We start from the raw sequence: 22,993 nt of genomic DNA on the forward strand, positions 1-22,993 counted from the left end.
GCTCCCAGATGCTCATATTTTGTCCTGTAATTTTAATATTTCCACAGATATATTTCAGTTGTACCTGTTTAATATTTTTTAAGTCCTAAATATTACAAATGTTTCAGCCGTTATCATTTAGACTATAGGTTTTCAGCCTCAAATTTCTTCATAAATTCAACAAGTTTCTCTACTCCCTCTATCGGCATGGCATTGTAGATACTTGCTCTCATTCCACCAACACTTCTATGTCCTTTAAGGTTTACAAAGCCTGCTGCCTGTGCCGCTTTTATAAATTTTGCATCCAACTCTTCATTCCCTGTTACAAAAGGTACATTCATTAAAGAACGGTCTTCTTTTCTGACTGTGCCCTTAAAAAATTTGCTATTATCAAGAAAATCGTAAAGAATACCAGCTTTTTTCTCATTTTTCTCCTTCATCACGCCAAGCCCGCCCTGCGCCTTAAGCCATTTAAATACCTTGCCGCATACATAGATACCGTAGGCAGGTGGGGTATTGTAAAGTGACTTATTATCTGCATGTATCTTGTACTTCATCATTGTAGGTGTACCGGGAAGTACATCTTCCGTAATCAAATCTTCTCTTATAATCACAATTACAGTTCCTGCAGGTCCAATGTTCTTCTGGACTCCTCCGTAAATGATACCGTATTTGCTTACATCCACAGGCTCGCTTAAAAAGCAGGAGGATACATCAGCTACAAGAGTCTTGCCCTTTGTATTAGGCAGAGTCTTAAACTTGGTTCCGTATATTGTATTATTTTCGCATATGTATACATAGTCTGCATTGTCCCTTATAGGCAGGTCGCTACAGTCAGGAATATATGAAAAGGTTTCATCGGCAGAGGATGCCACTGCTACAGCATCACCGTATATCTTTGCTTCTTCAAAGGCCTTCTTTGCCCACTGACCTGTGATAATGTAGTCAGCCACCTTATTTTTCATAAGGTTCATAGGAATCATGGCAAACTGAAGTGAGGCTCCGCCCTGTAAGAAAAGCACCTTATAATTATCAGGAATGTTCATAAGCTCTCTAAGGTCAGCTTCTGCAGTATTTATAATGCTTTCAAAGGCTTTGGAGCGGTGGCTCATCTCCATAACTGACATACCTTTGCCCCCATAATTCATCATTTCTTCCTGGCACTCTTTAAGTACTTCCTCGGGAAGCACTGCAGGTCCTGCTGAAAAATTATAAACTCTTTCCATATGTTCCCTCCTCTGTTCGTTAAAGTATTCACAATTCTTATTGCTATACTTTATAGTAAAAGAAACAGCCCTTACTTTATGCAAGTCTGTTTCTTTAATTTCTATCTTTACTTCTTAGCCTTAGCCTCTTTTTCCTTTACATCCTCCTCAGAGAAAGTCTCCTCTAGAGTTGCGCCGGCTGGCACCATAGGCCATACGCTTTCATTCTTATCGATTACAACTTCTATGAATACCGGACCTTTAGCCTTAAGAGCCTTCTTAATAACCTCGTCAACTTCATCTTTCTTAGTTACCCTAAAAGCCTTTATATTCATTGACTCAGCAAGCTTTACATAGTCAATATCCTGAGAAAGCAGAGTCTGAGAGTATCTCTTGCCGTAGAAGAGAGTCTGCCACTGTCTTACCATACCGAGTACATTGTTGTTAAATACTACTTCGATAATAGGCACATTGTAATGTGCGGCAGTTGCAAGCTCATTCATATTCATACGGAAGCATCCATCTCCCGCAAGGTTGATAACCTGCTTGTTTGGGAGGCCTATCTGCGCTCCGATGGACGCTCCAAGCCCGTAGCCCATAGTTCCAAGACCACCTGATGTGAGCAGGGTTCTAGGCTTACTATACTTGTAGAACTGTGCAGCCCACATCTGATGCTGTCCTACTTCTGTAGAAATGATGGCGTCACCCTTTGTAAGTCTGTAAAGCTCCTCTATAAAATATGGGCCTGTAAGTTCATTTTCGTGATATCTGAGTGGATACTTTGCCTGCATCTCTGCAATATGCTCCATCCATTCATCATGGGACTGCTTAGTAAGCTTCTTGTTAAGCTCCTTAAGTACATCCTTTACATCTCCCTCGATGCTAAGGTCAACCTTAATGTTCTTATTTATTTCAGCAGGATCGATGTCTATATGAAGTATCTTGGCTCTCTTTGCAAAGCTCTTGGTATTGCCTGTAACTCGGTCTGAGAATCTTGCACCAAGCACCACAAGGAGGTCACATTCAGTAACTGAGAAGTTGGCAGTCTTAGTGCCGTGCATACCAATCATTCCCATATAGCGCTTGTCAGTGCCGTCAAATGCTCCCTTTCCCATAAGAGAATCACAAACAGGGGCATCCATAAGGTCAACTAAGGCTTTTATTTCTTTGTGTGCTTCTGAGATGATGGCACCGCCACCAAGGAAAATGACAGGGCGTTTTGCCTTAGCTATCATTTCTGCTGCCTTATCAAGCTCTTTTTCAGTAAAGCTTTTTTCTTTCTTGGCCTTATCCGCCTTCTTAACATCCTCTTTTTTGTATTCGCATTTATTGGCTGTTACATCCTTGGTTATATCCACAAGCACAGGGCCGGGTCTTCCGCTTGCAGCTATCTTAAATGCTCTTCTTATAGTCTTTACAAGCTTCTTTACATCCTTTACAATGAAGTTATGCTTTGTAATAGGCATGGTCACGCCTGCTATGTCTACCTCCTGAAAAGAATCCTTTCCAAGAAGATTGGTGCCTACATTTCCTGTAATTGCTACCATAGGAACAGAATCCATATATGCATTGGCAATACCGGTTACAAGATTGGTTGCACCCGGACCGCTTGTCGCAAGGCAGACTCCGACCTTACCTGTTGCCCTTGCATATCCGTCAGCTGCATGTGCAGCTCCCTGCTCGTGAGAAGTAAGGATATGCTTTATTTCATCCTGATGGCGGTAAAGCTCATCATAGAGATTTAATACTGCTCCGCCAGGATATCCAAAAATAGTATCTACTCCCTGCTCCTTCAAACATTCAACAAGTATCTGCGATCCATTAAGTTCTGCCATAAATTCTCCTTTTCCTTTCAATCAAATAAATATATTACTGCATCTTAGGCACTTCAAGTATGGCTCCTCTGTTGCCTGATGTAACCATAGCCTGATATCTCTTTAGATAGCCTGTAACCTCAGCCATTTCCTTTGGTTTCCAGTTCTTTCTTCTATTTTCAAGCTCTTCATCTGAAAGCTTTACATTAAGTGTCATTTCAGGGATGTTAATTGAAATAATATCTCCCTCTTCAATGAGTGCAATAGGTCCTCCTACTGCTGCCTCAGGAGAAACATGACCTATGGATGCTCCTCTTGATGCACCTGAGAATCTTCCATCAGTTATAAGGGCTACAGATGAGCCAAGTCCCATACCTGCTATTGCAGAGGTAGGGTTTAGCATCTCCCTCATACCAGGGCCTCCCTTTGGCCCTTCATACCTGATAACCACTACATCTCCAGGCACTATCTTGCCACCCTTGATTGCAGCTACGGCATCTTCCTCTGACTCAAATACCCTTGCAGGGCCTTCGTGTACCATCATTTCTTCTACAACCGCTGAGCGCTTTACAACGCTTCCGTCAGGTGCGATATTGCCTTTAAGTACGGCAAGGCCTCCTGTCTTGCTAAATGGATTGCTCACAGGCCTGATAACCTCTTCATCCCTATTGTAAGCATTTTTAATATTCTCGCCTATGGTCTTGCCTGTAACTGTCATACATTCGGTATTGATGAGGCCAATGTCTGCAAGCTCCTTCATTACCGCATATACGCCTCCTGCCTCATTTAGGTCTTCCATATAGGTGTTGCCGGCAGGTGCAAGGTGGCAGAGGTTAGGAGTTTTCTCACTAATTGGGTTTGCAAATGCTATGTCAAAGTCAAATCCTATCTCGTGCGCAATAGCAGGGAGATGGAGCATGGAATTGGTAGAACAGCCAAGTGCCATATCCACTGTAAGTGCATTGATTATAGCTTCACGAGTCATGATGTCACGAGGTTTTATGTCTCTTCTAAACATTTCCATGACTGCCATTCCTGCGTGTTTTGCAAGCTTAATTCTCTCTGAATATACAGCAGGGATGGTGCCGTTGCCACGAAGTCCCATTCCAAGTGCCTCTGTAAGGCAGTTCATTGAATTTGCTGTATACATACCTGAGCAGGAGCCACAGGTTGGACAGGCTTTATTTTCATATTCCAGTACATCTTCTTCGCTTAAGTTCCCCGCTGCATAGGCTCCTACTGCCTCAAACATAGAGGAAAGGCTTGTCTTACAGCCCTTTACCTTGCCTGCAAGCATAGGGCCGCCTGATACAAAGACTGTAGGTACATTCACCCTTGCAGCCGCCATAAGGAGGCCGGGTACATTTTTATCACAGTTAGGTATCATAACCAATGCATCAAACTGGTGTGCAAGTGCCATACATTCTGTAGAATCAGCTATCAAATCCCTTGTAACGAGGGAATATCTCATTCCCACGTGTCCCATGGCTATACCATCACAGACTGCAATAGCAGGGAAGACCACAGGCATACCGCCTGCTTCTGCTACTCCAAGCCTTACTGCGTCCACTATTTTATCAATATTCATATGCCCCGGTACTATCTCATTGTATGAGCTTACTATACCTACCATTGGCTTTTTCATTTCCTCAGCAGTAAAGCCGAGTGCATTAAACAAACTTCTTGCCGGTGCCTGCTTCATACCGGCTCTAGCGTTATCACTTTTCATTATATCTTCCTTTCATCTAACTATTCTATGTATCTAATCAATGTTATAATAACTTTTTCAAAAACAGTCGTAATTCTCGCCTTATGGCTCATATTCATTAAGTCTTAATTTTCGTCGTATAGTCTAAATCTTCAATATATATATAAAGTAGCGCCTTACTTTGATATCTCTTGTGCTATCCTGTCTCCCATTTCCTTACAACCGATTAAGGTATTACCCTCACTGAAAATGTCTCCTGTCCTATAACCCTCTTTAAGCACTGATTTCACAGCCTCTTCTATGCTTTCTGCCTCTTTACTTAGTCCAAATGAGTATCTAAGGAGCATGGCTGATGACATTATGGTTGCGATAGGGTTTGCCTTGTCTTTACCTGCTATGTCAGGAGCTGAACCATGGCTTGGCTCATAGAGACCAAATCTTCCTTCTCCAAGGCTTGCAGAAGGGAGCATTCCTAAGGAACCTGTTACCATACTTGCTTCGTCTGAGAGTATATCTCCAAACATATTTTCAGTAAGAATAACATCAAACTGTGCAGGATTGGCTATTAGCTGCATAGCACAGTTATCAACCAGCATATTGGTAAGCTTTACTTCCGGGAAGTCCTTTGCAACCTCCGCTACGACCTGTCTCCAAAGCCTTGAAGAATCAAGCACATTTGCCTTATCTACACTGCAAACCTCTTTTTTTCTACCTTGTGCAGCCTCAAAGGCTCTCCTTGCTACTCTTTCTATCTCATCCTCGGTATATACCAAGGTATCTACTGCCTTCCTTTTTCCTTCTACTACTGTAGTGCTTCTTTCTCCAAAATAGAGTCCTCCGGTCAGTTCTCTGAAGATGACGAAGTCAAAGCCTTTTTCTCCTGTAGACTCCTTTAATGGACAGGAATGCCTTAGTTCATCAAATAAAATCGCAGGTCTTATATTGGCATAGAGCCCAAGTTCTTTTCTTATCTTAAGCAGCCCTGCTTCAGGGCGCTTTTCAGGCGGCAGCTTGTACCAAGGTGAAGTATCGGTATTGCCTCCAACTGCACCAAGCAAAACTGCATCAGCAGACTTTGCTGTTTTTACCGCTTCATCTGTAAGAGGGATGCCATACTCATCTATCGAGCAGCCACCCATAAGAATCTCATTATAGTTAAACTTATGACCATATAGGGAAGCTATTCCATCAAGCACTTTGACGGCTTCATTCACTATTTCAGGACCAATTCCATCACCTTTTATAAGGGTAATATTAGCTTCCATATACTTTCTTCCTCCTGCTTACAAATGTTTCCCATAATAATACAATATGACCGCCTTAAATGCAAGGGTGTACCATTTATTAAACATAACAGTTTGGAATATTACTTATACTTAGGAATTATGAAACTAATTATTACCAAAAAGATTGTGCTATGCAAGTCTTATAACGCAGATAAATCCCTCTCCTTCTCTTTTCTCAAAATGTACTTTCCATCTGTGTAAGACTGCGATTTTTTTGACTATTTTAAGCCCTAAGCCATGGCTTCCGCTACTAGGTTCATTCGCATAATTTCTATCATTTAACTTGTTTAGAACCTCTTCTGACACTCCCTTTCCATCATCTCCTACTTCCAGTAAAATGTGACCTCTCTTATCCTTATACAGCCTGACTATGATATTGCAGCCATCTTCGTTGTGCGCAATCGAATTGTGGACAAGATTAACCAAAACTCTTTCCACCAAATCTTCATTTACCGAAAGTTCAAGATTGTCAAGGCTTTCATCTATTTCTATGTCAAATTGAAAATGTTCATCCTCAATCTGATTTATAAATTCAGTAAGTGTTTTTCTAAGTAATTTGCTTATTATAGCTTTATTCATTTCAAACTTACCAAAGCTAAAATCAAGTTTACTGGAAAGGTTCATATTTTCAACCAATCTGCGGATGCGGAGTCCCTGTACCTTAATCTGTTGAACGTTCTTGGAGATATCTGTTCCTACTTCCGGATCAAGAATCATATCAGTATTCCCTAGAATTATAGCAAGAGGTGTTCTTATATCGTGAGATACACCTGCAATCCACTCTGTCCGTTCCCCTTCCCTGCGCTTTTGGTATTTTTTCTGCTGCAATACGGGAACAATGATTAGAACCAGTGCATTAATAAGCAGTATAACAGGTGTCATAAGAATAACATTTCTAATATCATTTTTATTATATTCCAACGTATACTTCCATACCTGTTTTTCTTTATCTCCAATCACCAGAATCCCCTGCTTTACTATATAAGTATGAACCGGATATTCATCAAGGTAGTATCTTACAAATTTTACCACATCCTGAATACTATATTTCTTTTGCAATTCTTTAGGTAGTGATTCACTCCAAATAATCTCACCGTCCTCATTTAATAGCATGGCAAATTGGTTATTCTTTATGATTCTTTCTTTTTCTTTATCATCTAACCTGTAATTCCCACCTTCCACACTAATATGTTCTATAAGATTGCTTTCATTCCAGTGAGCATCCGGTATATTTAAAACTATAATTGCATATATTAAAGTATCCAAAATAAGAAGCACAAATGCCATTAGTATTATACCTGCGAAAAACTGAAATTTTTCCTTTTTTCTTTGTCTCATCTGTTTTTCTCCAATTTATATCCAAGTCCACGTACTGTCGTAAGAAATTCAGGCTTTGACGGATCTTTTTCTATCTTTTCCCTTAGATGGCGCATATGAACAATCAATGAACTTTCCAGTCCATAGTTGCCTTCAGGCCATACCGCATTGCATAGCGTATCCATAGTTACAATCTTTCCTCTGTTGCGGTAAAGTACCTGAAGTAAGGCAAGTTCTTTAGATGTAAGTGATACCTCTTTGCCCTCACGCTTTACAACTCCCGCGTCAAGGTCCACTAATGCATCCCCGCACCTAAGTAAGCCTGTGCCTTCTTCTAGTTTATATGTTCTTCTAAGAACAGCAGCAATCCTAAGAAGTAATTCTTTCGTAAGAAAAGGCTTTGTGATATAGTCATCTGCGCCAAGTCCCAGTCCTCTTAGCCTTGCTGTATCTTCATCTCTTGCAGATAAAAATATAACAGGTATTTCTGATAAATAGCCTAACTGATGTAGTTTCTCATAGAGTTCAAAGCCATTCCCATCCGGAAGCATCACATCTAACAGAATTAAGTGATAACTGTTCCTAATGATATTATCCTCTGCCCCCCTACAGTCCTCTGCCACATCTATGGAAGAATAACCCTCTCTTTTTAATATACTTACTACCAGGTCTGCAAGCTTTTTTTCATCATCTACTAACAATATTTTACAAGTTGTCTTATCCATATTTTCACCTCTTATATATACTACATTAACTATACAGCATTTTATATCAATACTCAACGAATCCTGCATTTCTTAATGTAAGCTTAATGTTAGCGCAATGTTTACATAATCTTCTTAATGTATCCTATCACTCGTAAACATAATACATCTTAAATTTTTTGGAGGTAAGGTTATGAATTATATTCTTGAAACAATCAATCTAAGCAAAAAAAGCGGAAACACATACCGTGTAAAGGAGCTATCCATGCAAGTACCCGTTGGCTCTGTGTATGGTTTTCTTGGTCCTAATGGTGCAGGAAAAAGTACCACCCTTAAAATGATACTAGGGCTCATTCATCCTGACTCAGGCGAAATCAAGGTCTTTAATCAAAAGTTAAACTCTTCAAACAAGCTTTCCATCCTTGGCCAAACCGGAAGTCTTATAGAGAACCCTGGTGGATACGGGCATCTTACAGGTCTTGAGAATATGCAAATCATACAGAAACTAAAAGGAGTCAAAGAGGATGAAATCGAACGCTCTCTTAAGACAGTCAGACTCTTTGAGCAACGTGATAAAAAGTTAAAAAACTATTCACTTGGTATGAAACAGCGGCTGGGAATTGCTATGGCACTGCTTGGAGGTCCTAAGCTCTTAATATTAGATGAGCCTACCAACGGCCTTGATCCTGCAGGAATACATGAAATCCGAGAGCTGATTAGTTCACTGCCAAAAGAAAGGGGTATTACTGTGATTATTTCCAGTCACCTTCTTAGTGAAGTCGAACAGATGGCTGACTATGTTGGCATTATTAATCAGGGAAAAATGCTCTATCAGGGAACTCTTGCTGAATTAGAAACAAAGGGTGAGGGGCTTGAAGATGCCTTCCTTAAACTTACAGGTGGAAAGGAGTCATTATGACACATATAGTTGAACTTCCAAAATTAGTTCATATTGAATTTATGAAATCCCGTCATAAACATCATTTTCTACTTCTTATTGTAATGTTAGTATTAAATTACTTTCTTCTGTTTAAGGGTATAAAAAATGATGGCCAGCAATGGTTGAATGTATTTTATGGAATTCCTTTAGTTAACAGCATTTTACTTTCAGTTTATATGGCAATCCTAGCCAGTCAGACTGTTGATGTCGAGAACAAAGGTACTATGTGGAATCTTATATCTACCTTGTGCAGCAAACGCAATATATTTCTTTCTAAAAATCTGTATGGACTTATTCACATAGTATTATTCTGCATCATACAGATAAGTTGCGTAGGTCTTTTAGGCAAGTACCTTGGTTTTCGCGGAAATGTGCCTAATTCGGTCATTATGATTACCTTTTTTGCAGAAATTATAAGTGGCATGATTTTGTTTCAGGTGCAGTGTCTGATTTCACTCTTGTTTCCAAACCAGTTTGCAGCACTCTCCATAGGCTTCGGAGGTACCCTGACAGGTTTATTCCTTGCATTTATAAGCAAGACCGCTTGGACTCCTTGGTCAGTTCTAATTTCTCTTAGCTGTGTAAGTATGGATTATGAGAAATCAACCCGCACTATGAATGTATTCTGGGAACTGCCTGCAAATACACAGATTGTTGTTGCACTAATTTATCTTCTTTGTACATTTTTGATTGGCCTGTACCTTTTCTCTGCAACAGAGCCTGGAGAAGCACTAGGGAGCAGTGGCCGTGTAAGAGCAACACACTCTCTACACAGCGGTATTCCTGCAGAGCTAATTAAGTTAAAGCGTAATCCTGTATGGATTCCTTTTATTCTGATTCCTGTGATATCTGCCACAATTGGAACAATTAATTTTACACAGAATCAAGGTGTTCTTCATTTTACCTGGGGTGATTTGTGGACACAGCACTCCATTTTCCTAAGTTTCTTCTTCCTTGCGCCGTTAATAGGAGTTGTATGCAGCCTTCAGTGGAGGATGGAGCATCTGGGAAGCAATTGGAACCTCATTTTATCTGTGACATCTCCTTTTAAATTATTTAAGGATAAGTGGGCTGCCACCTCCTTTGTATCTTCGCTGTGTATTATATGGCTGGTAGTTATATATGTCGCTACCGGGAAAATTCTTGGCATTCCTGACAGCATACCTACGTTGTTCTGGAGCAGGATTCTTGCAATGCTCATCTCTGTGATGGCGATTACAGCAGTACAAAATTTGTTGTCACTTATATTACATTCTTTTGCATTACCTGTTGCCATAGCTTTCCTTGGATGCCTAAGCGGAGTTGCTTTCATTATGAAGGGCTTATATTTTCTGACGCCATATTCTTTACTGATATATGGAGCAGGAAGCACATCAATTACAGAAAATCTTAATCTTCCTATGGTTTTGATTTCGGCTTCTATATGGATTATCGCTTCCATCGCAGTCGGCATATTATTCATAAAAAACACTGATGTAAGAACGCATGTCTAATTTTTGGTATAAGAAAACCGGCAGAGGATAAAGGCTAATATCTCTGCCGGTATGTGTATATCATGGATTCATCTATACATTTATCTCAGCCTCAAGTCCCAGCAGAGCCTTGTTTTCCTCAAGTATAGGCCTTATGACTTCCTTTAAGAAGTCCTCTACCTGCTCTTTGGAACGGCCTGTGTACTTGGACGGATCCATCTGCTTTTTAAGCTCTTCTAGAGTGATGTTAAAGGATGGTTCGGCTGCAATTAGTTCAAGGAGATTGTTGTCAAGTCCTCTTTCCTTTACATTCCTTCCAGCCTCCATAGACAGGGTTCTTATCTTCTCGTGAAGCTCCTGCCTGTCTCCTCCTCTTTTCACCGCGTCCATCATTATATTCTCAGTAGCCATAAATGGAAGCTCAGCCATTATATGCTTCTCAATCACCTTCTCATAAACTACAAGGCCGTCAGCTACATTCATATACAAATCAAGGATGCCGTCTATAGCAAGGAAGGCCTCAGGTACAGACAGACGCTTGTTGGCAGAATCGTCCAAAGTTCTCTCAAACCACTGGGTAGCCGCAGTTATGTAAGGGTTCATCAAATCGCTCATCACATACCTTGAGAGGGATGCGATACGCTCACTTCTCATAGGATTTCTCTTGTAAGCCATAGCAGATGAACCTATCTGGCTCTTTTCAAATGGTTCTTCCACCTCTTTAAGATGCTGCAACAGTCTGATGTCATTTGAGAATTTATGGGCACTTGATGCAATTCCCGCAAGTACATTAAGAACTCTTGAGTCCACCTTTCTTGAATAGGTCTGTCCTGATACAGGGTAACAGTCTGCAAATCCCATCTTCTTAGCAATTAACTTATCTATTTTCTTTATCTTCTCTTGGTCTCCATCAAAAAGCTCGAGGAAACTTGCCTGTGTACCTGTAGTTCCTTTTGAACCAAGCAGTTTCATGCTGTCTATAAGATAGCAGATATCATCATAGTCAAGCGTAAGCTCCATTAGCCAAAGTGCGGCCCTCTTTCCTACAGTAGTAGGCTGTGCAGGCTGAAAATGAGTAAAGGCAAGAGTTGGCAGAGCCTTATATTTATCAGCAAAATCAGCAAGTTTACTCATTACATTAAGAAGTTTTTTCTTAACGAGTTTTAGGCCTTCAGTCATTATGATAATGTCTGTATTGTCTCCTACATAGCAGGAGGTTGCTCCAAGATGAATGATTCCCTTTGCCTTAGGACATTGTACTCCGTAGGCATAGACATGGCTCATAACATCGTGGCGGACTTCTTTTTCTCTGGCTATGGCTACATCATAGTTGATATCGTTTACATGCTCCTTTAGCTCTGCTATCTGCTCTTCGCTGATATTAAGGCCAAGTTCTCTTTCTGCTTCTGCAAGGGCAATCCACAGTCTTCGCCAGGTAGTGAATTTCTTATCCTGTGAAAATATGTACTGCATTTCCTTGCTTGCGTACCTCCCTGAAAGTGGGCTGATATAACGGTCTGTACTCATATTATCCTCCTGTATGTAGATGGTGTAAATTCTAAGTCTGCGGCTTAATTATGTGCTTTCTTGATATTTCGCGAATAATTTCGCTTAAGATACTGAGTGTTCTTGATTGAAAAGCTTACTAAATATAATTGTACTATTCAGTGATTAGCAAATATAATCAAATCACTCGTTACTTTTTAGCTCATCACCCGACAGTTCTATGATATCAGTTAGTTCAGCTTCGGTCAAATTAGTATAGCTTGCAAGTTCTTTAAGTGTAGGTGATGAACCGTTTATTTCTTTCATTTTTTTGGCTGCGTCACTGACAAAGTTTACCTTTGCTACCATAGCGTTTGCTGTACTTTCTATCTCAAGGCTCTCTTCGATAAAGTCCTGCATTGCACTTTCTATTCTGCTTTCAATAAACTCAATTGGCTCTTTTTCATCTTCTAAAGCTTTTAGCTCAGCTAATCCCAATAGCAGGCCTACATTTCCCTCTGCTATCAGTTCCTTAAAATAATCTTCCGTTAGTTCAAAGCCCCTCGCTATTTCCACTACTTTGTGTAGTTTTCTTTCTATATAGTCTGCCTCAGCCTTTTCATCCCCGCTAAGGACTAGTTTAAGCAGCCTTTCTTCTTCTTTTGCAGTCATTTTTTCTATGTCTCTTAATTCTTCCAGATACATATTTAAGAATTCAGAATGGAATTTAAGGTCCTTCCTGTTTTTTTTCTTTTTTATCCTGCTTTTTTTCTCATAGCCCTCTCTTGCTGCTTCTTCAAGCTGTTCCTTCGCAGCATTTTCATATTTTTTAACCTCAGCCTCGATTTCTTCTTTGGTTTCGTAGCCTTCTATTGTAATATGTGATGCCTTGAGGTATGCAAAAATATGGTCAAACTGCGCATCATCAAGTTCTAAATCTTCAAAAAATTCTTTTATATCACTTTCGTGAACCTTATTTCCGCTAATCTGCGCCTGAGCCACAAGGTCGGCGAGGCGGGTAGCAAATTCATATTGTTTATCTGCCATTTTTCCTCCGTAAAAGCAATTAGCTTTTTGTTGTTTATCAAAGTTATAATTTCATTTATTATACACTATTTAATTCGAATGTAAAAGGACATTTAAATTGTCTATTTCTGTGCTTGCAAATCTTGATATTCGTATTTGTACAAAAAAACAATAGTTAATTTACATAAATAATGTTATAATATAAAAAACTTATTCCTTAAGATGTGGAAAGGAGATACTTATGTCAACTTTAGAGAAAACAATAAACTTGCTTAATATTCTACCTGAAAACCAGATAGAAACTATATACAGCTTTGTTCAATTCATTAGCGCACAACAAACTAATATTTTACCTGTTAATGATAAACCATTAAATGAAATTTTAAGTAATATTGTTGGTGCAATCCCTGAAAGCGGTAAAACTCTTGATGTATATAGAGAGGAAAGGATAACTGAGAGATATGAAACTACTTATTGATACCAATGTACTTTTAGATTTGATATTTAAAAGGCGCGGATATGATAATTCCATAAAGCTATTCAAAAAAATTAGAGAGAAAGAGATTATATCATATATAACCGCATCTTCTGTAACAGACTTATTTTACATCATTCGTAAAGAAACAAAAGATTTAAATCGTACTTATACTATTTTAGAGAATATTTTCTATCTTGTTACTGTAATTTCTGTAACTGAACAAGATATTCAAGATGCATTTAAACAAAAATGGCGGGATTTTGAGGACTGTGTTCAATATACAACAGGGTACAATAATAGAGTGGATTATCTTATAACATTGAATAAAAAAGACTATGAAGATTGTTCTATACCAATCATTACTCCTAGCGAGTGGTTGGAAATATATGCATAAAAACACCAATGCCCCTGAGAGCTCAGGAGCATTGGTTTAACAAGGTTCATTGTTCAGCTTGAAAGCCTATTCGGGAGAGCGAACCAACTCTCATTTAGGAACTCCAGATGTGAACCGAACGACCACACCCTTCTTCGCTCAATTAAATAATATCATAAACTCCCATAAAAATCAATAGTCTATCCCTACTTCGCCACTATATTAAGTATCTTGCCTTTTACATAAATCACCTTTCTTATAGGCTTTCCATCTATTGCTTTATTCACTGATGCTATCTCAAGCGCCTCTTTCATAGCCTCTTCTTCCTCTGCCTCAGCACCGATTTCAATAGTACCTCTTACCTTGCCGTTTACCTGTACGCCTATCTTTACGGTATCTACCACAAGAGCCGCCTCATCATAGGTAGGCCAGGTTTCATAAGCTATTGTGCCTGTGTGTCCGAACATCTCCCAGAGTTCCTCTCCAAGATGAGGGCAGATACAGGATATCAGCTTTACAAAGCCTTCTGCGTATTCCATAGGGCATTTACCCTTGGTTACGGCATTCATAAATATCATCATCTGGCTTATAGCTGTATTAAAGCCAAGAGTCTCAAAATCATCTGTTACCTTTTTAACAGTCTGATTGTAGATGAGCTTATGCTCTTCCAGCAGTTCGTTATAGCCCTCTTCTGTGGCTCTTACAAGGTTTTCAGGATTTGAGAAGTAGAAGAATACTCTTCCGAGGAATTTCCTTGAGCCTTCCACACCCTGCTTACTCCAAGGCTTGGATGCCTCAAGAGATCCCATAAACATTTCATATATTCTAAGTGTATCTGCTCCGTAATCCCTGACTATGTCGCTTGGATTTACCGCATATTCAGGATAACGCTTACCCATTTTGATGCCGTTTGAGCCAAGTATCATTCCCTGATGCACAAGCTTCTTAAATGGCTCTTTAACAGGAGAAAGTCCCTCGTTGTAAAGGAAACGGTTCCAAATCCTTGAATACATAAGGTGTCCCACCGCATGTTCAGGTCCGCCTATGTAAAGGTCTACAGGGAGCCAATGCTTAAGGAGTTCCTGGTTGGCAAATTCATCATTGTTCTTAGGGTCTATGTAGCGCATATAATACCAGGAGCTTCCTGCACTACCTGGCATTGTAGAGGTTTCACGCTTTCCCTTAATGCCGTTTTTATCGTATTCTTTCCACTCTGTGGCATTTTCAAGAGGCGCTTTGCCATTCTTTCCCTTGTAATCATCAAGCTCAGGAAGCACAAGAGGAAGCTCACTTTCAGGAAGAAGAACCACTCTGCCGTCTTCTGTATGGACTACAGGAATAGGCTCACCCCAATAGCGCTGTCTCGCAAATATCCACTCTCTGAAGTGGTAGTTGACTTTCTTTCTTGCTACTCCCATATTAACAAGCTTTTCTGTGATTGCTTCCTTAGCCTCTTCTACAGTAAGTCCGCTAAATTCTTCAGAATTCATAAGCTTACAGCCCTTGCCAAGATAATCCTGCTTTTCAAAGGCATGCTCACTCACATCACCACCGTCTATTACCTGTATCCTTGGTATGTTATGTGCCTCAGAATACTCAAAATCTCTCTGATCGTGGCTTGGAACCGCCATAACAGCTCCTGTACCATAGCTTGCAAGTACGAAGTCACCTATGTATACAGGGACTTCCTTACCGTTTACAGGATTTATAGCATATATTCCCTCAAGCACACAGCCAGACTTTGTTTTATTAAGCTCAGTTCTATCCATATCGTTCTTTTTGAGGGTTTCATCTATGTATTTCTGTACTGCTTCTTTATTTTTAATCCTTGGCATAAGGCTCTTAACTGTCTCACCATCAGGGGCAAGCACCATAAAGGTGATACCGTAAATAGTCTCTATACAGGTTGTATAGATGGAGAATTCCCCACCACCGACTATCTTGAAATCAACCTCTACGCCCTCGCTTTTTCCTATCCAGTTTCTCTGCATTTCTTTGGTTGATTCAGGCCAGTCTATCTCGTTAAGGCCTTCAAGGAGCTCTTCAGCAAAGGCAACCTGGTCGATAGCCCACTGCTTCATGTTCTTTCTAACCACAGGGAAGCCGCCACGCTCACTCTTGCCGTCAATTACTTCATCATTGGAAAGCACTGTACCAAGCTCTTCGCACCAGTTTACAGGCATATCCATATATTTTGCATAACCCTTTTCATAGAGCTTCTCAAATATCCACTGAGTCCATTTATAATAATTTTTGTCTGAAGTAGCTATCATCTTTGACCAGTCATAGTCAAAGCCAAGTTCTTTAAGCTGATTTGAAAATGACACTATATTCTTCTCGGTGAAGCCATTTGGGTTATTACCTGTGCTTACCGCATACTGCTCCGCAGGAAGGCCAAATGAATCATACCCCATTGGATGAAGTACATTGTAGCCCTGCATCCTCTTCATCCTTGATACGATATCTGTAGCTGTATAGCCCTCAGGATGCCCTGCGTGAAGGCCCACTCCCGATGGATATGGGAACATATCAAGCACATAGTACTTAGGCTTACTAAAGTCCCATACATCTGTCTTAAAGGTCTCATTTTCTGCCCAGTATTTCTGCCACTTAGGCTCTATCTCGGCAGGATTATATGGTTTTCTTTCATTATCAGGCATTTTCTTATCTCCTTTTATCTAAACTAAAAAAATATACAAACTTCTAATCTAAACTAATTCTCTTCACTGTTGTCTTTTCCCACAAACATACTTATGAGGTCATTTGTTTTTCTTCCTACCCGGTTTCTTTCCCTCTGCCTTTGGGCAATAAATTTGCTTACTTCTTCCTGTCCTTCGGTTAACTTACAACCTACCAGGTTAGCCTTTTCATTTTTATCAACCACCCTTACTACTTCCCCCAAAAGGGTATGGAGTGAAAAGGTATAGTCTTCTTTTTGCTCATTGTATTTTTCAAAATTAAACTGAATCTCTATGGCATCTCCGACATTGACTTCATACTCCTTTTTAACGATAAGGCCGACACCTGTACTGCTTATGTCCTTCACCATAGCATCGTGCTGAGCTTTGCTGCCTCTTAGAGCAATATTACAGTGCTGTCCAAGCCATAGCCTAAAGTAATCTCTTCTGTTGAATCTCTTTCCTTCCACTTCCGACCTGATGATATGCGCCGTTCCGTATAGGGGAAGATTTATCTTGTCTACGAATACTTTTTCAAATAAATAAGGTTTTTCTTTGTGATTCCCTATTAAAAAATAACTGACTCCCTCAGCAGCAAACTTGATTATCTTATCTTCTACTCTTATTGGCTCAACAATCACATAGTCACCTTTTAGAGTCTTTATATAATCCAGGTCTTCCTTCTCTTGAAACTCTAAAACAAAGCTTTCAAACCTGTAAGACTTATCACCCTTTCTGGCTGTCAGGCTTATCATTGCCCCCGGCAGCAGTTCATTTATATTAATAACTCCAGTATTGATTGCATCCATGCCCGATACCTAATTCCTTTCAAATAATAAGTACTGACTCTTCTCTAGTTATTATAACTATCAAAGCCTTATCTGTCTATCTAATTATGGAATTTTCCACATTTTAGTTTTACATCATCTACCTTTGCCACAGTAATAGTATCACTACAGAAATCACCTGTTTTATCCGATAGTATAAATATATGAGTTAATTGTTAGGAGGAATAACGGAGGAAATATGCCATTAGATATATCAAGAGTGCCAAGCGGAGGGGTTTCAAGCGGAAGGGAATCGGCATCAGTCGCAAAAAGCAGTGAAGTCTCTAAGGTAGCTGTTTCAGGCGCCACTGCAGGTGGAGTGAATTCTGACAGCTTGTCTAAGGGGCAGGTATTGTCAGGTCAAGTGACCAACATATCCCCTGGGGAGCTTACCTTAGAGCTTGAAAACGGACAGACTATGACAGCCAGGTATGATAATAATTCCGAACTTTCCATTGGTGATGGGGCTAAGTTTAGGGTGGTAGACAGCGAGGACGGACATATTATGCTAAAAACTATGCAGACAGGGACTACCCTTGAAAATGTAGTGTATAAGGCTCTTGACGCCTCCGGTCTGCCATTTTCCCCTAAAAATGAAGAGCTGGTCACGGCCCTCATTAAAAATGAATACCCCGTTAGCAAGCAGATGATAAATGGCATGCTCCAACAATCCCTCAAAAACCCTGAAATATCTATGACTAATCTCGTGCTTATGAATAAGGCTGGCTTAGATGTAAATCCTGAATCTACAAAGCTCTTTGAAATGTACAGCACTGGCAGGACTGAGCTTGCAGCTGCCACCGAGCAGAACTTCAAGGACATGCTTGGAATGATAGAGGGTCTCCTTTCTGATGGAAATGTTGAGGGTGGGGCAAAGTTAGCCTCTGACCTCCTTGATATATTCAACATAGGCAAGGAGCCTGATGAGCTGGTGCTTTCACTTGTGGCAAATGACGAGGCTGGCCTTCCTGCCACAGCCCCTACAAATCTTGCAGAGCTTTTAGATAACCTTGCAGGAGAGGGGGCTACAGTGACTGACCTTAGTTTAATCACTGAGGATGGAGAACCTGTAAATGTCACATTAACAAGCGAAACTCCTATTTCATCCATATTAAATGAAGAACAACGCCTTGAAGTGTTTACCTTATTTGAAAATGCTGACATAGACGTGGATGCAGCCAAGCTTCAAAACCTCATAAAGGGAGAGATAAGTCTCAGTGAATTGTCAGACCTCTTAAAAACCCTGCCTGAAGCTGACCTATCAAAGCTTGATAATCTTATGAAGCAGGTAACTGACTTAACAGGAAAGGGACTTCCTATCGCAAATGACATGCTTGCCGAGCTTCTCCCTGAAAGTGCAACCCTTAGTGAGGCCGCTAATCATATTAAAGATATACTAAGTAACACCAATCTTCCTCCTGAGCTTAAGCAGGCGCTTCTTAAGTCGGATGATTTCCACAAGACTCTTAAGATGCTTGTTCATACTGATTGGACTCTGTCTGCGGAGGAGTTAACTGAAAAGGATGCCGTTCTTAATCTCTACAAGAGGATGGATGAACAGATAGACAAGCTTAAGACTCTGGCTGACAACACAGCGGGGCAGGCCTCTGCCAAGCTTTCTACCGATTTGGGACAGACCAAACAGAATATGAATTTTATGAATGAAATGAATCAGATGTATAATTTTACGGAACTTCCTATAAGGATGAACGGTCAGACCACAACCGGAGATTTATATGTCTATTCGGATAAGCATAGAAAAAGGGTGTCAGGAGGAAATGGTATATCCTGTCTTCTACACCTTGACATGAAGAGTCTCGGTGGAATGAATATAAGAATCGAGCTAAATGAGGGCACAGTGTCTACAAGGTTCTTCCTTAATGATGACAGCTCAGGAAAGCTTATAACAGACAATCTTTTCGAGCTTGACAGTGCGCTTACAAAGCAGGGATTTAATCCAAAAAGCGAGGTCATAAAGACTACTGATAAAGAAGAGGAAAAAAGGCTGTTGTCCGGCGAGTTTAACCCTGTTAATGACTTCATCCCTTCTGAGGTTGAAAGCAATAATTTTAGCAGATATACCTTTGATGTGAGGGCGTAGTTTTGTGATACGGTGTTAAAAGTATAAAAATTCGAGAGAGGCTTGCTTGCAGGAAAATTTATTATCCTTTGACACTCAACAAAGAACCGGCTTAGGATATGATATGTCCCAGGCCGGTTCTTTAATTCTAACCACTCTTAACCGCAATTATTCACTACATAGGTCACATTTCTCATTCCACATAGAGTAGTAGCATAAGTATTTTGCTGTATGTGACTATAAGGTGATATCGCAAATAGTTTAGGTTTAATTATTTTTTCAAAGTTACCACAAATTTTCCAAGCTCCATTGTTCTAAATACAACTGACTTTGTCTTTTTGTCATACTTTGCCTTAATTTTCTTTCCTGACTTAAGGTTAAGCACATATATACTTCCTGTTTCTATCTTTCCTGCCTTAAGGGAAATGGTAAGACCTGAAGCGGTTTTAGTGATATTCTTACCATTTACTACAAGTTTTACCTCATAAAGCCTCTTTCCGTATGCCGCCTTAAGCCCTGTGTGTTTTTTACTCTTAAGGGCTTTTTTGACTTCTTTTGCATTATTCTTTTTAACAATCTTTAGGTAAGATGAGCCTTTTATTGTATTTTTAAGCTCATTACCGGATAATGTAACCTCGCCATTTTTAACTGCTATTGTTATGTTTCTTTCACTCTTATCTAAAGCTTTTAAAAATGCCTTACTTATTTTGAAAGTTTCTTTAGATGTAGAAAAGGATATTTTTTTAGAATTGCTCTGGTTTGTATTCTCCTTACTTCCACCAAGTGGAGTACCGTCTTTTGTTATATCCTTTATCTCTGTGCCCGGCTTAATTACATTTTCAACAAAGTTTTCAGTTACAGCAGGTGCTATAGGAATTACTGGCGTTGAAGGGATTACAGGTGCGGTTGGTTCTACAACCGGTGCTTTTTCCTCATAAACAAACTGAACTGACTTAAGATTCTCTACATTCCCTTCATTAAGACCGGTCATAGGGGTGAGTTCTTCACTTCCATCCTTCCTATAGCCAAGTACTTTACAGTTAGCAAACTCCTTAGCTCTGATACCAAATGACCTAAGCTTTGACCATGAATAACCTCTCACTACTGTTTCAGCCTCAAGAACCTTTCCTGTGTCGGTTACATGACTTACTTTTACATTTCTAATAAAGTCTTCAGTCATTTCTTTCTTGGTGTTTTTAGCTCCACCATCATAAGGAACTGTAACAGTTACCACAGTTTCTGTGTCGTAGTTCTTACCATCTACTGCGAGCTGGTATGTAAAGGTTTCTGTTGTAAGGATATTGTTCATACCTATTACTTCAAGCATCTGGGTATTGCCGCTTCCGAAGATACCTGTTCCGTCTGAGCTAACCATGATGAAGTTGGAGGTACTGTCTGAAGTGCCCTCATTCTGGAGCGGGTACCAGATAATATTATTTCTGTCAATTATTCTTATCTTTGTTAAGCTCTTGTCAAGGTTTGCACCATAGGCAGTTACCCAAGTCTTCTTACTTTCCTGACCATTAGGAGTCTCTGTATGGGTAATGTCTGCCTCTTCTTTTCCACCACCCTGTGTACCATAAGAGGTAATTGACATAAAGCTAAGACTTGGCTTGCCGTCATTTTCGCCTGTAGGAAGAACTGAGGCTACCAGTCTCTTCGCCCTATTTTCAAGGATGTTAACTGCCTGAGCAGAAGTAAAAGTACGACCTCCGTCAAGTGATATCATTACTGAGTAGGTCTTGGTCTTTCCTGTCTCATTGGAAGGAAGGGCAAATGAAATTATCTGTTCTGTCCCCTCTTCATTGGTAGTTATCTTAATCTTATCATCGTTTACTTTCTTACCAAGCTTTGTTGTAATCCCGTAGAGCTCAGTCTTTGATTTATTATTTTCAAGTACCTTTACCAGTGTATTTTCAGGTGCTTTCATACCGAGCACTTCCTTCATAAAGCCCTCACCTACAAGCCTTACCTCTACGTCTCCACCTTTATTGGTAAGTACCTCACCCTTTATAAACTCAGCAGAGTTTACTATGGTTTTAGCTATCTCAATAATATAGGAAATCTTCTTTGCTTCATTTCCCTTACTGTCTTTTATAAGTCTTTCATCAATTTCAATCTTTGAATTGATTTCTCCGTCAAAAGGAGTGGCAAGGGTAATCACTATTCTGTTTCCCTCTATGACTACCTTATCTTCATCTGTAAGCTTATGCTCTATTTCTTTTCCGTCTTTTCTTGCCTTAAGTGTAATACCGTTTTTAAGTGCTTTATAATCACTTTCTACAGCAAAAATATCCTCATCAAAAAATACTGTAATTACTTTCTTTTCTTTATCGGTGTACACCCTGCTTGGAAGTATATCAAGTAAAGTACCTACAATTCTGCCACCCACAGTAACAGTAGTGCTCTTTCCACCTATTTTTATGTTGTAAACCTCAGCCTTATCTCCTTCAGTCTGAGGGAAGGTAATAGTAAATGAAGCAGAACTTCCTCCTCCTACTTTTTCTACATTTAATGTAACAGGCTTAGTCTCTTCGCCCACTGTCTTTGTAATCTCAGGCTCTAATTTACTTGTTTCAATATTTTCACCCTTAATGGTAATATTGGACTTTCCGCCTTCCTTAGGAAGTACAGGTTTTGATGCTTTGATGGAAAGCACCCGCATAGCTGGTACTTCATCTTCACTTGTGCCGGCAACGGTAGCCTTAAACACCGGTTCTGACTGAAACTCTGTATCAGAACCCTTTGCATTAAAGGCTATCCTGTATTCTACAGAATTCTTTTGGGTATTTGAAGGAAAAACAACAGCCACCATAAACATATTGTTTTTACCGGGGACATTGGTTATGCTTAGCCTTATATCTGTTGCCTCTGTTTCAACACCGTTATAAATACGGGTTACCTTAGTTTTAATCTTATCCTTTGTGGTATCCTCTTTTGTAGTAACTGTAATTGTTAAACTTCCACCATCTGGATCAAATGAGTGCTCCGTCTTTCTTATTTTAGTCACCTGATTATTTGAAACAGGTTCTTTCCCAGGTAATTTTACGGTCACAACCTTGTCATCAAGAAAGGTCTTACCGCCGTCAATGCTGATATATATTATAAACAATTTCTTTATCAGTGTCATTCGTTGGAAGATAGAATACCTGAGAGATTCCGGTATCAAGGGCCTTGCCCCATTTAGCAGCCTTGTATCCTTCAACTAATGATCCGTCCTCATTTGTTACCTTTTCCTTGAACTTTGCTCCTGTCAAATCTTTACCTATAATAGATAAAGATATCATCTCTTCATACTGGCGTAATAATGTTATCTCACTAACCGCAGGATTCTTAGCAGGAACAGGATCTATTCCTGGATTCGGTTTCTCTGATTTTTTCCCTGATACAGTAACCTCTATAGGTGCAACTGACAAACCTGATTCGTGTGATTCAGACTTTTTGTCATTAAAAGTTTTCCCACCATCTACACTAAAACTAACTACATATACCTTGTCTTGATCGGAATCATTAGCCGGAAAAGCCAAGCCAACATTGATATGCGAATACAATGTTTCTATATCCATGTCTACCCTTACAGGAAATAATGTATCACTAATTTCAGCAATATCCTCCGTACTG

The 22,993-nt window shown here is 39.8% G+C and carries 17 protein-coding genes; 5 read left to right on the plus strand and 12 right to left on the minus strand.

All coding sequences use genetic code 11. From position 1 onward, the window contains the following. Positions 1 to 122 precede the first annotated feature (122 nt). The 6 genes from serC to ACO6HM_RS06445 form a co-directional block, all read right to left on the minus strand. The gene (gene serC, locus ACO6HM_RS06420) at positions 123 to 1,205 is read right to left on the minus strand and encodes a 3-phosphoserine/phosphohydroxythreonine transaminase (RefSeq protein ID WP_485390299.1); all 1,083 of its coding nucleotides are present in this window, start codon (positions 1,203 to 1,205) and stop codon (positions 123 to 125) included. Positions 1,206 to 1,312: 107 nt separating this feature from the next. Next, positions 1,313 to 3,019, minus strand: coding sequence for a biosynthetic-type acetolactate synthase large subunit (gene ilvB / locus ACO6HM_RS06425; protein WP_485390300.1), 1,707 nt, complete (start codon positions 3,017 to 3,019; stop codon positions 1,313 to 1,315). Between the two features lie 34 nt (positions 3,020 to 3,053). After that, a complete protein-coding gene (gene ilvD / locus ACO6HM_RS06430) occupies positions 3,054 to 4,727 on the minus strand; it encodes a dihydroxy-acid dehydratase (RefSeq protein ID WP_485390301.1) in 1,674 nt (557 codons plus the stop codon). A gap of 155 nt (positions 4,728 to 4,882) precedes the next feature. Next, the gene (gene leuB, locus ACO6HM_RS06435) at positions 4,883 to 5,971 is read right to left on the minus strand and encodes a 3-isopropylmalate dehydrogenase (protein WP_485390302.1); all 1,089 of its coding nucleotides are present in this window, start codon (positions 5,969 to 5,971) and stop codon (positions 4,883 to 4,885) included. Positions 5,972 to 6,121: 150 nt separating this feature from the next. After that, positions 6,122 to 7,330: a sensor histidine kinase gene (locus tag ACO6HM_RS06440; protein WP_485390303.1), complete on the minus strand. Its 1,209-nt coding sequence runs from the start codon at positions 7,328 to 7,330 to the stop codon at positions 6,122 to 6,124. Beyond that, positions 7,327 to 8,034, minus strand: coding sequence for a response regulator transcription factor (locus tag ACO6HM_RS06445; protein ID WP_485390304.1), 708 nt, complete (start codon positions 8,032 to 8,034; stop codon positions 7,327 to 7,329). The genes ACO6HM_RS06440 and ACO6HM_RS06445 overlap by 4 nt, the downstream gene beginning before the upstream one ends. Before the next feature lie 172 nt (positions 8,035 to 8,206). On the opposite strand from ACO6HM_RS06445, the gene ACO6HM_RS06450 reads away from it, so the two are divergent. Both ACO6HM_RS06450 and ACO6HM_RS06455 read left to right on the plus strand, forming a co-directional pair. Then, a complete protein-coding gene (locus ACO6HM_RS06450) occupies positions 8,207 to 8,932 on the plus strand; it encodes an ABC transporter ATP-binding protein (RefSeq protein WP_485390305.1) in 726 nt (241 codons plus the stop codon). After that, entirely contained in the window at positions 8,929 to 10,446 is a 1,518-nt protein-coding gene (locus tag ACO6HM_RS06455; protein WP_485390306.1) for an ABC transporter permease, read from the plus strand. The genes ACO6HM_RS06450 and ACO6HM_RS06455 overlap by 4 nt, the downstream gene beginning before the upstream one ends. A 72-nt stretch (positions 10,447 to 10,518) precedes the next feature. On the opposite strand, the gene purB is transcribed toward ACO6HM_RS06455, so the two are convergent. Then, on the minus strand, positions 10,519 to 11,952 hold the full coding sequence (gene purB / locus ACO6HM_RS06460; protein ID WP_485390307.1) for an adenylosuccinate lyase: 1,434 nt from the start codon (positions 11,950 to 11,952) through the stop codon (positions 10,519 to 10,521). Between the two features lie 162 nt (positions 11,953 to 12,114). Continuing rightward, positions 12,115 to 12,957, minus strand: coding sequence for a hypothetical protein (locus ACO6HM_RS06465; RefSeq protein WP_485390308.1), 843 nt, complete (start codon positions 12,955 to 12,957; stop codon positions 12,115 to 12,117). Positions 12,958 to 13,177: 220 nt separating this feature from the next. On the opposite strand from ACO6HM_RS06465, the gene ACO6HM_RS06470 reads away from it, so the two are divergent. Both ACO6HM_RS06470 and ACO6HM_RS06475 read left to right on the plus strand, forming a co-directional pair. Beyond that, positions 13,178 to 13,414 carry a hypothetical protein gene (locus tag ACO6HM_RS06470; RefSeq protein WP_485390309.1) on the plus strand — a complete coding sequence of 79 codons (237 nt, stop codon included), beginning with the start codon at positions 13,178 to 13,180 and terminating at the stop codon, positions 13,412 to 13,414. Further along, complete coding sequence (locus tag ACO6HM_RS06475) at positions 13,398 to 13,808, plus strand: PIN domain-containing protein (protein WP_485390310.1); 411 nt, start codon at positions 13,398 to 13,400, stop codon at positions 13,806 to 13,808. Before ACO6HM_RS06470 ends, ACO6HM_RS06475 begins: the two co-directional genes overlap by 17 nt. A 185-nt stretch (positions 13,809 to 13,993) precedes the next feature. Here the strand turns inward: ACO6HM_RS06475 and leuS are convergent, their stop codons facing one another. Then, positions 13,994 to 16,447: a leucine--tRNA ligase gene (gene leuS / locus ACO6HM_RS06480; protein WP_485390311.1), complete on the minus strand. Its 2,454-nt coding sequence runs from the start codon at positions 16,445 to 16,447 to the stop codon at positions 13,994 to 13,996. Between the two features lie 53 nt (positions 16,448 to 16,500). Further along, a complete protein-coding gene (locus ACO6HM_RS06485; protein WP_485390312.1) occupies positions 16,501 to 17,274 on the minus strand; it encodes a PilZ domain-containing protein in 774 nt (257 codons plus the stop codon). Positions 17,275 to 17,491: 217 nt separating this feature from the next. On the opposite strand from ACO6HM_RS06485, the gene ACO6HM_RS06490 reads away from it, so the two are divergent. Further along, a complete protein-coding gene (locus tag ACO6HM_RS06490) occupies positions 17,492 to 19,393 on the plus strand; it encodes a flagellar hook-length control protein FliK (RefSeq protein WP_485390313.1) in 1,902 nt (633 codons plus the stop codon). Positions 19,394 to 19,643: 250 nt separating this feature from the next. Here the strand turns inward: ACO6HM_RS06490 and ACO6HM_RS06495 are convergent, their stop codons facing one another. Both ACO6HM_RS06495 and ACO6HM_RS06500 read right to left on the minus strand, forming a co-directional pair. Beyond that, the gene (locus tag ACO6HM_RS06495) at positions 19,644 to 22,484 is read right to left on the minus strand and encodes a hypothetical protein (protein WP_485390314.1); all 2,841 of its coding nucleotides are present in this window, start codon (positions 22,482 to 22,484) and stop codon (positions 19,644 to 19,646) included. Next, a partial coding sequence (locus ACO6HM_RS06500) for a hypothetical protein (protein ID WP_485390315.1) occupies positions 22,459 to 22,993 on the minus strand: 535 nt, incomplete at its 5' end. The genes ACO6HM_RS06495 and ACO6HM_RS06500, both read right to left, overlap by 26 nt.

It is taken from the genome of Catonella sp. (assembly GCF_057250765.1).